This is a genomic window from Adhaeribacter sp., assembly GCF_057359045.1.
In genome coordinates this window covers 23,155-30,962 of sequence record NZ_JBMQUD010000047.1, presented here as the reverse complement: position 1 = coordinate 30,962, position 7,808 = coordinate 23,155, and the positions used below count along the sequence as shown (strand labels likewise).

At 49.5% G+C, this 7,808-nt stretch carries 5 protein-coding genes; 4 read left to right on the top strand and 1 reads right to left on the bottom strand.

Annotated features, from left to right (window positions below):
* On the bottom strand, positions 1 to 2,358 hold a 2,358-nt coding region (locus tag ACO1R6_RS08680; RefSeq protein WP_486263949.1), incomplete at its 3' end, for a M1 family metallopeptidase.
* A gap of 907 nt (positions 2,359 to 3,265) precedes the next feature.
* Between ACO1R6_RS08680 and pxpB the strand changes: the two genes are divergently transcribed.
* The 4 genes from pxpB (at position 3,266) to ACO1R6_RS08660 (ending at position 7,801) form a co-directional block, all read left to right on the top strand.
* Positions 3,266 to 4,012 (top strand): 5-oxoprolinase subunit PxpB, encoded by a 747-nt coding sequence (gene pxpB / locus ACO1R6_RS08675; protein ID WP_486263948.1) that lies wholly within the window; start codon positions 3,266 to 3,268, stop codon positions 4,010 to 4,012.
* Positions 4,002 to 5,009, top strand: coding sequence for a 5-oxoprolinase subunit C family protein (locus ACO1R6_RS08670; RefSeq protein WP_486263946.1), 1,008 nt, complete (start codon positions 4,002 to 4,004; stop codon positions 5,007 to 5,009). Before pxpB ends, ACO1R6_RS08670 begins: the two co-directional genes overlap by 11 nt.
* A gap of 816 nt (positions 5,010 to 5,825) precedes the next feature.
* Entirely contained in the window at positions 5,826 to 6,608 is a 783-nt protein-coding gene (gene pxpA / locus ACO1R6_RS08665; protein WP_486263945.1) for a 5-oxoprolinase subunit PxpA, read from the top strand.
* Positions 6,605 to 7,801: an NRAMP family divalent metal transporter gene (locus ACO1R6_RS08660; protein WP_486263944.1), complete on the top strand. Its 1,197-nt coding sequence runs from the start codon at positions 6,605 to 6,607 to the stop codon at positions 7,799 to 7,801. Before pxpA ends, ACO1R6_RS08660 begins: the two co-directional genes overlap by 4 nt.
* Positions 7,802 to 7,808 lie beyond the last annotated feature (7 nt).

The following is a 7,808-nucleotide window of genomic DNA, read 5'->3' as shown; positions in this document are numbered from 1 at the left end:
GGAAGTTGGAGCCCGCAGGGGATGGTGCAGGTAACTAAGCGCCGTAACTACCCAGGCTTCTTTTTCGCGGTTTTGTTCCTGCTGCAGCGCGGCGAAGAAAGCATCGCGCACGGTTGCATCGGGGGCCAAAGCCGGTAGTAAGAACCGGAGGCGCTGCTGGCGGTCAGGGTTTTTTATGCGGGTTAGTTGCTTTTGCAATATTTGCGGATCGGCGGCGTAATCCCGTAAAGCCAAAGCCTGGGCCAGGGCGGTGTAATCGTCTTCGGTGAGTTTTACCCCGGCGGGTGGTTGCTCTTGCGCCCAAATGCGGTACAGTTGGTTTTGGGCGGCAGCCGTCAGGTGAATACTTTGGTAAGTTTTAAATAATAATTTTTTATTGTTCGGAGCCTCTGCTTTTTCCAGGGCTTGCCACAGTTCTGTTTCCAGGCCGGGAGCCAGGCTTAGCCGTTGGGCGGGGTTTAAGAACTTCCAGAAAATATCGCTCAAGTTGCCTGTAATTAGTTTCAGGTTTAGTTCTTCGGTTTCGTGGGTAAGGGCGGCCCGGTAAATTTGTAGCAAAGCGCGCGGGTTTACCGCCCGGCTATTGAGCATGTTTTCGTAGAGGCTAATATACGCCGCCGCCCGCGCTACCGGGTTAGCCAACTGGGTAAGGCCCTGGGCTACCACCGCATCGGCGGGGAAAACACCGTAGCCCTGGCCGGAACTGTTAAACAAAATAAACGTGGGCACCGCCCCCCCCACGGCCGCCGGTACCGTAACCTCGCGGGCAGTCATGTTTACGGTAAGCTCCTGTTGCCGGTCGGGGTACACCAACGTTATCTCGAAAAATTGGGGCCAGATGCGGCTGGAATTGTCTTCGGCTTTTTGAGTAATCTGCAGGCTGGTAATTTTACCGTTTTGGGTTTGGAGGTTATAGTTAAACACCGGCCGGCCAGGCTCATTTACCCACACCTGGTTCCAGGCCTGCAGGTCGGCGGGGGTGCGGGCATCGAGTATTTTAATCAGGTCGGGCCAGGTGGCGTTGTTAAAAGCATAGGTTTTTACATATTCCTGCAAACCCGCCCGAAAAGCCTCGGGGCCCATGAGCCGCTCCAGTTGCCGCATCATGACGGGGGCTTTGTGGTAAATAATATTCCCGTACATCGTGCCGGCATCCTGCAAATTATCGAGTTGCTGCCGGATGGGGTTGGCACCGGCGGTACGGTCTACGGCGTAAGCGGCCGGCAAATGGTCGATGAGGAATTTGAGGTCGTAATTGCTATTGGCGACGGCTACCTGGATAATTTTATCCGCCATAAAATTGGCAAACACTTCTTTCATCCACACATCGTTAAACCACTGCATGGTTACCAAATCGCCAAACCACATGTGCGCCGTTTCGTGCGAAATAAGAGTGGAGCGAGCAATTTTCTGATCCTGGGTGGCACCTTCGTCCAAAAATAAAGTGCTGGCCTTGTAATCAATGGCGCCCACGTGCTCCATGCCGCCGTACTGAAAATCCGGAATGGCCACAAAATCAAACTTCCGGAAAGGGTACGGCACGCCGGTATATGCCTCCATAAATTTTAGGGCATCGCCGTGAATTTGAAATATCGGGCCGAGGCTTAGGTTTAGCTTACCGGGGTCGGTTTCGCGGTGCAGCAAATGCATGGGTCGGCCGTTTACAGTTTGGCTTACCCGCTTAAACTTACCCGCCGCAAACGAAAACAAATAGGTGCTAATGGTATCGGAAGGTGCAAAGCGGTAGGTTTTCTGGTTTTGGCTAAGGGTTGAATCCTGGAGCGGGGCGTTGGCCAGGGCTTGCCAGCTTGGGGGCACGGTTAAAGTTAAGGTAAAGCTGGCTTTCAGGTTGGGTTGGTCGAACACCGGGAAAACCGTGCGGGCGCGGTCGGGCACCAGCAAGGTATACAAATATTCATCGTTGCGGTTCAAAGACAAGTCGCCGGCGGTAAATTTAATGTCGATGGTATTGAAACCTCGTTGTAAACTTTGCGCTGGAATAACCAAGTGTTCGTGCTGGTGGTTAATGGCAATATTTTGGCCATTTACTTTTACTGCCTGCAGGTGGCTGGTTTTTTCTTTAAAATCGATTTGCAGCGGTGCCTGGTTGTTTTTGAGGTAGAAGCGAATAGTTTCCTCACCCTGGATGGGAGCGGCTTTAATTTCCGGAATGGTGAAATGCAGGGTATAGCCCAGATTATTAATCACGGCTTTCCGGTAATCGGCCAAAGCTTTGCTCACACCCTTTTCGATGGGTATATTTTGGGTAGTAAGTATTTTTTTACTGCAGGCTACGGCCGCTAATGCCATCAGGGTTAGTAAACTTAAGCCTAAAAAAGTAATCGGGGTGTTTTTCATGTTGGTTTAAAAATACGAAGGTTCGGGCTTTGGGTAATTAAGAATTAAGTGGTTTTTTAGTAAAGAAGAATAAAGTTTCGTTTGGGATAAGGTTGTCTTTTGCTTTGGTATTTTTACTTTTGGTAAGGGTATGAGGTTTAAGCTGCTGTTTAACTTTTGAAAGATTGCATCTTTCAAGGCGCAGGTGCTAATGGTTGGTTTTAGCCTAAGTAAGCTCCCGGCCGCGGGGCCCCGTCGGTGAGTTCAGACGGTCTAATATTCCTTTCCTCCTTCGTCGGAATGCTAAAGCACCGGAATCCAAGAAGAGAATCTTCCAAAAGATTCTCTTCCAGAAGGTCTTCACGTCACCGACTGCGATATTTGTCATTAGAGAACGCTTTTCTGCGTTGAACTTTATAGGAGAATTTTTATCACCCAAGCATTTACTACAACAAATCAGCTGTCGAAGGCGCATTACCGCAACTCCTTCCTTATTTTAGGGAAGGTGCCCGGAGGGCGGAAGGGTAAACAACAGCAACCTCAATTAAAACTTTATAACTAATCAACCGTCAGACCGGCTCCCCGTTTCCTTGATGAGGGAATGAGGGAATGAAGTAAAAATACCACCCCCTCCTAAAATAGGCGGGGAGCTCCGGTAATACCAATTTTTAGGTAAACTTACAATAGTAATGGCCTTACCGATATTTCAATATGATTAAAACAGGAGAATTAGCAACCAGGAGTAACTTTGGGCTCAAGCCCTCCTTTTGCACCTCTGCTCTAAAACACATAATCTTCCGAAAGAAGTCAGATTTCTACACCAGCGTAAAGGAAAAAAGTTATCTTTAGCCAGGGGACAAACCAAATAAATTTCCGGACAGAATATTTTCCAGAAATCCCGTAGAGAAAAATTCAGACGCCTTACTGCATGGGAACTACAGCCGAACTGAGAGAAATGCCGCCGGTAAATTTTTACCCCTTGGGCGATGCCGCCATTGTTTTGGAATTTGGCGACCACATTAACCGGCTTACCCACGGGCACATCCTGGCTTTTACCACGCACCTGGACCAGCACCCTTTTCCGGGCCTGATAGAGTACGTGCCGGCATTTACTACCGTAACTGTTTATTACGACCCTTGGGTAGTGAGCCGGCAAGGCCTCGATAACCCTTACGCTACGGTGGCCGCTTTGCTCGAAGAAATGCTGCTGCACGTAAAAAGCCATCCCGAAATACCGGTTTCTAAGGTAATTGATATTCCGGTTTGCTACGGCGGCAAATATGGCCCTGATTTAGACCATGTAGCCAGTTTGCACGGCTTAAAACCAAAAGAAGTAATTAAGCTGCATAGCCAAACCACTTACCTGGTGTACATGATTGGCTTTGCGCCGGGTTTCCCGTACCTGGGCGGCATGGTTCCCGAAATAGCTTCGCCGCGCAAAGAAAAACCGCGGGCCCGGGTACCGGCGGGTTCGGTGGGTATTGGTGGTAAGCAAACCGGCGTGTACCCCATCCAGAGCCCAGGCGGCTGGCAACTGATTGGCCAGACCCCCTTGCAGCTGTTTAACCCGCACCGCGACAACCCCAGTCTACTCAAGGCTGGCGACCAGATCCGGTTTGTACCCATTACCGAAAAGCAGTTCGAGAAAAAAAAAGAGGCAGCTAATGGGCATTAAAATTATTAGTTCGGGTTTACTCACCACCATTCAGGATATTGGCCGGTACGGCTACCAGAAAGAAGGCATTATTGTAAGCGGTCCCCTGGATGCTTTTGCCCACCGCGTAGCTAATTTGCTCGTGGGCAACCCCGAAAGTGCGGCAGCCATTGAAACCACTTTCCTGGGCCCCAAAATTCAATTTGAAACTGACCACCTGATCGCCATAACGGGCGGAGACCTTTCGCCGACACTGAACGGGAATAAAGTAAAAATGTGGCGGCCCATTTTTGTACCCGCCGGCAGTTTGCTCGAGTTTGGCGCACCCGCTTTAGGTAGTCGGGCGTACCTGGCCATTTCGGGCGGCTTTACTTTGCCCAAAGTACTGGGCAGTTATGCTACTTTTTTAAGGGCCGAGACCGGAGGCTTTAAAGGCCGGGCGCTCCAGGCCGGCGACCACTTGCCCTGTCCGGGTTCTACCCCGGCTGGCAAACAATTGCAGCAAAACCTAACCCGGAACAAACCAACCTCAAACTGGGTACAAGCCTCCTGGACGCCCATGCCCCAGCTTTTCCCACACCTGGAAGCCAACCCCACCCTCCAGGTAATAAAAGGGCCTGAATACAACTTATTTACCCCAACTTGTCAGCAAGCTTTCTTTAACCAGGAATTTATTCTTACCACCGACTCCGACCGCATGGGTTACCGCCTGCAAGGTTTGCCGCTGTGTTTACAGGAACCCCAAGAATTAATTTCGAGCGCGGTTACTTTTGGTACCATCCAGGTCCCCCCCGAAGGCCAACCCATTGCCCTACTCGCCGACCACCAGACCACCGGCGGCTACCCCCGCATTGGTCAGGTTATTACCGCCGATTTCTCTAAATTGGCCCAGGCACCTTTAGGTAAAAAAATTCGGTTCCAGGAGATCTCTTTGGAAGATGCCCAATATTTGTATATTAAACAGGAGCAAAATATCCAGGAAATTAAACGCGCCATTAGTTATAAAATCCGGTTTTAAAAGCGTTTTTGTTTATAGCACAACAGTAGATTCCCAGGTTCTTTTTATCAGGTTAAGGTAATTTTAAGACCTTTACTACTGGAAGTTAGCTTTTTAAATTTACCTCATCCCCCGGCCCCTCCTTCTCGAGGCGAAGGGAGCCGGTCTGATGGTTATTGGGCTACAACCCTTTTCATTACGTTTGCTAGTTTCACTCTTCCACCCTGCGGGCACCTTCCCTAAAATAGGGAGGCGTTGCGGCTGAACCGGAAAGGTGCAAAATGGCTGGATTGGGAAAATGAAGTTTTTGGTTCGTGTCATCCTCCCCCTACCCCCTCCGAAGGGGGACTGTTCAATGCTGTGAAAAGAAATAAGAGAATCCTGCATAGCAACCGCTAAGAGCTCTTATCGCAGTCGGCGGGGTGAAGATCTGCTGGAAGATTCTCTTCTGGAAGATTCTCTTCTTGGATTCCGGTACTTAAGTATTGCGCGGTACGAGCAAAGGAAGATTAGGCAGTCTGAACCTACCGACGGGGCTCCACGGCCGGGAGCTTACTTTTGCAAAGGCATACCGTTAGCACTACAACATTGCAAGGTGCAATCTTGCAAAAAATAACCCTATCCATTTTCAAATAAAACTTAATCCACAAACACGCCTTTTCCAAACTTTACTCTTTAACTTGTCTCAAAAAAAGTATACATACACACTAGGCGTTAAAATCTAATCTAAATATTTAAAATTGTTAAATCTATTCAAACCACTATCACCCAAACACCCAAACGCTTGCCTGTAAAAGTATTAGCTGTTGGGCAAACAACTAAAATTTATTCCCTGCTATGACCCAACTCAAAACTATTGATTTAAATTGTGATTTAGGGGAAAGCTTTGGCGCGTACCACCTGGGCAACGATGCCGCCATTCTGCCTTTTGTCAGTTCGGTAAATATTGCCTGCGGCTTTCATGCCGGCGATCCGGCGGTAATGAAGAAAACGGTACAGCTGGCTTTGGCGCACCAGGTAGCCATTGGTGCCCATCCGGGTTTACCCGATTTGGTTGGTTTTGGCCGGCGCGAAATGGTTATTAACCCCGAAGAAGCTTACGATATGGTGGTGTACCAGGTGGGAGCTTTAGCGGGTTTTGTAAAAGCGGCCGGTGGCACCTTGCACCACGTAAAACCCCACGGTGCGCTTTACAATATGGCCGCTGTAAACCAGCCGTTGGCGCAAGCCATTGCCGAAGCGGTTTACCACGTACACCCCGAAGCCATTTTATACGGTTTGGCCGGCAGTGCCCTGATCCAAGCCGGGCAAGAAATTGGCTTGTTAACCGCCAACGAGGTTTTTGCCGACCGCACTTACCAACCCGATGGCACCTTAACTTCCCGCCGGCAACCAGATGCTTTGATTACGAACGAGCAGGACGCCATTAACCAGGTGGTGCAAATGGTAAAGGCCGGTACGGTTCGGGCCCAGAATGGCAGCTTAATTCCCGTCCAGGCCGATACGGTTTGTATTCACGGGGATGGCGCGCACGCGGTGGCTTTTGCCCAAGAAATAAACCAAACCTTGCAGCAGGAAAATATTGGCATCCGGCCTGGCTTCCGGAATAATATTACATGAAAGAGAAAAAGAACCTGAGTGTGCTCCTGGGCGCAGCTTTCCTGATGGCTACTTCGGCCGTAGGGCCCGGCTTTTTAACCCAAACCACGATTTTTACCCAGTCTTTGGGCGCCAGTTTTGGTTTTGTAATCCTTACGTCGGTTTTAATTGATGTGGGGGTGCAGCTGAATATCTGGCGGGTAATTGCCGTAGCCGAAAAAAGGGCTCCGGATATTGCCAATGCGGTACTACCGGGTTTGGGCACCTTTATTTCTATTTTAATATTACTGGGAGGACTAGCTTTTAATATTGGGAATGTGGGTGGCGCTGGTTTGGGTTTGCAGGTTTTAACGGGTATTTCTCCAGAATTGGGAGCGGCTTTGGCGGCGGGACTGGCCATTGGCATTTTCCTGGTAAAAGAGGCCGGCCAAGCCATGGATCGCTTGGCGCAGTTCCTGGGGCTGCTCATGATTTTGTTAATCCTGTACGTGGTGTTTACGGCCCGGCCGCCGGTAGAAGAAGCTTTTGTAAAAACGTTTGCCCCGGATACACTAGACCTAATGGCCATAATTACCTTAGTGGGTGGTACCGTGGGCGGCTACATTACATTTGCCGGCGGTCACCGTTTATTAGATGCCGGTATAAAAGGCGTAGAAGCTTTGCCCCAGGTTAAAACCAGTGCGGTATCGGGCATTACGGTAGCATCGGTTATCCGGATTTTATTGTTTTTGGCTTCTTTGGGCATTGTGGCGCAGGGTTTACCCATAGATGCGGCCAACCCACCAGCCTCGGTATTTGCCCTGGCCGCTGGCAATATGGGTTATAAACTGTTTGGGGTGGTAATGTTTGCGGCCGCTATTACTTCGGTTATTGGCTCGGCGTACACTTCGGTGTCTTTTATCAAATCTTTTCACCCAGCCATTCCCCGGCACGAACGCAAAATAACTATTGGTTTTATTTTAGTATCTACCGCTGTATTTATTTTAATTGGCAAACCCGTAACACTGCTTATTTTGGCCGGTGCCCTGAACGGTTTTATTTTACCCGTTACCTTGGGTACTATGTTAGTAGCCGCCTATCAGAAAAAGATAGTAGGGCATTACCAACACCCCGTCTGGCTCACATGTTTTGGCATATTGGTGGTACTGGTAATGGCCTGGATGAGCGCACACGTGTTTGTAACCCAGGTGCAGAATTTAACACAGGGTACTTAAAACAGCC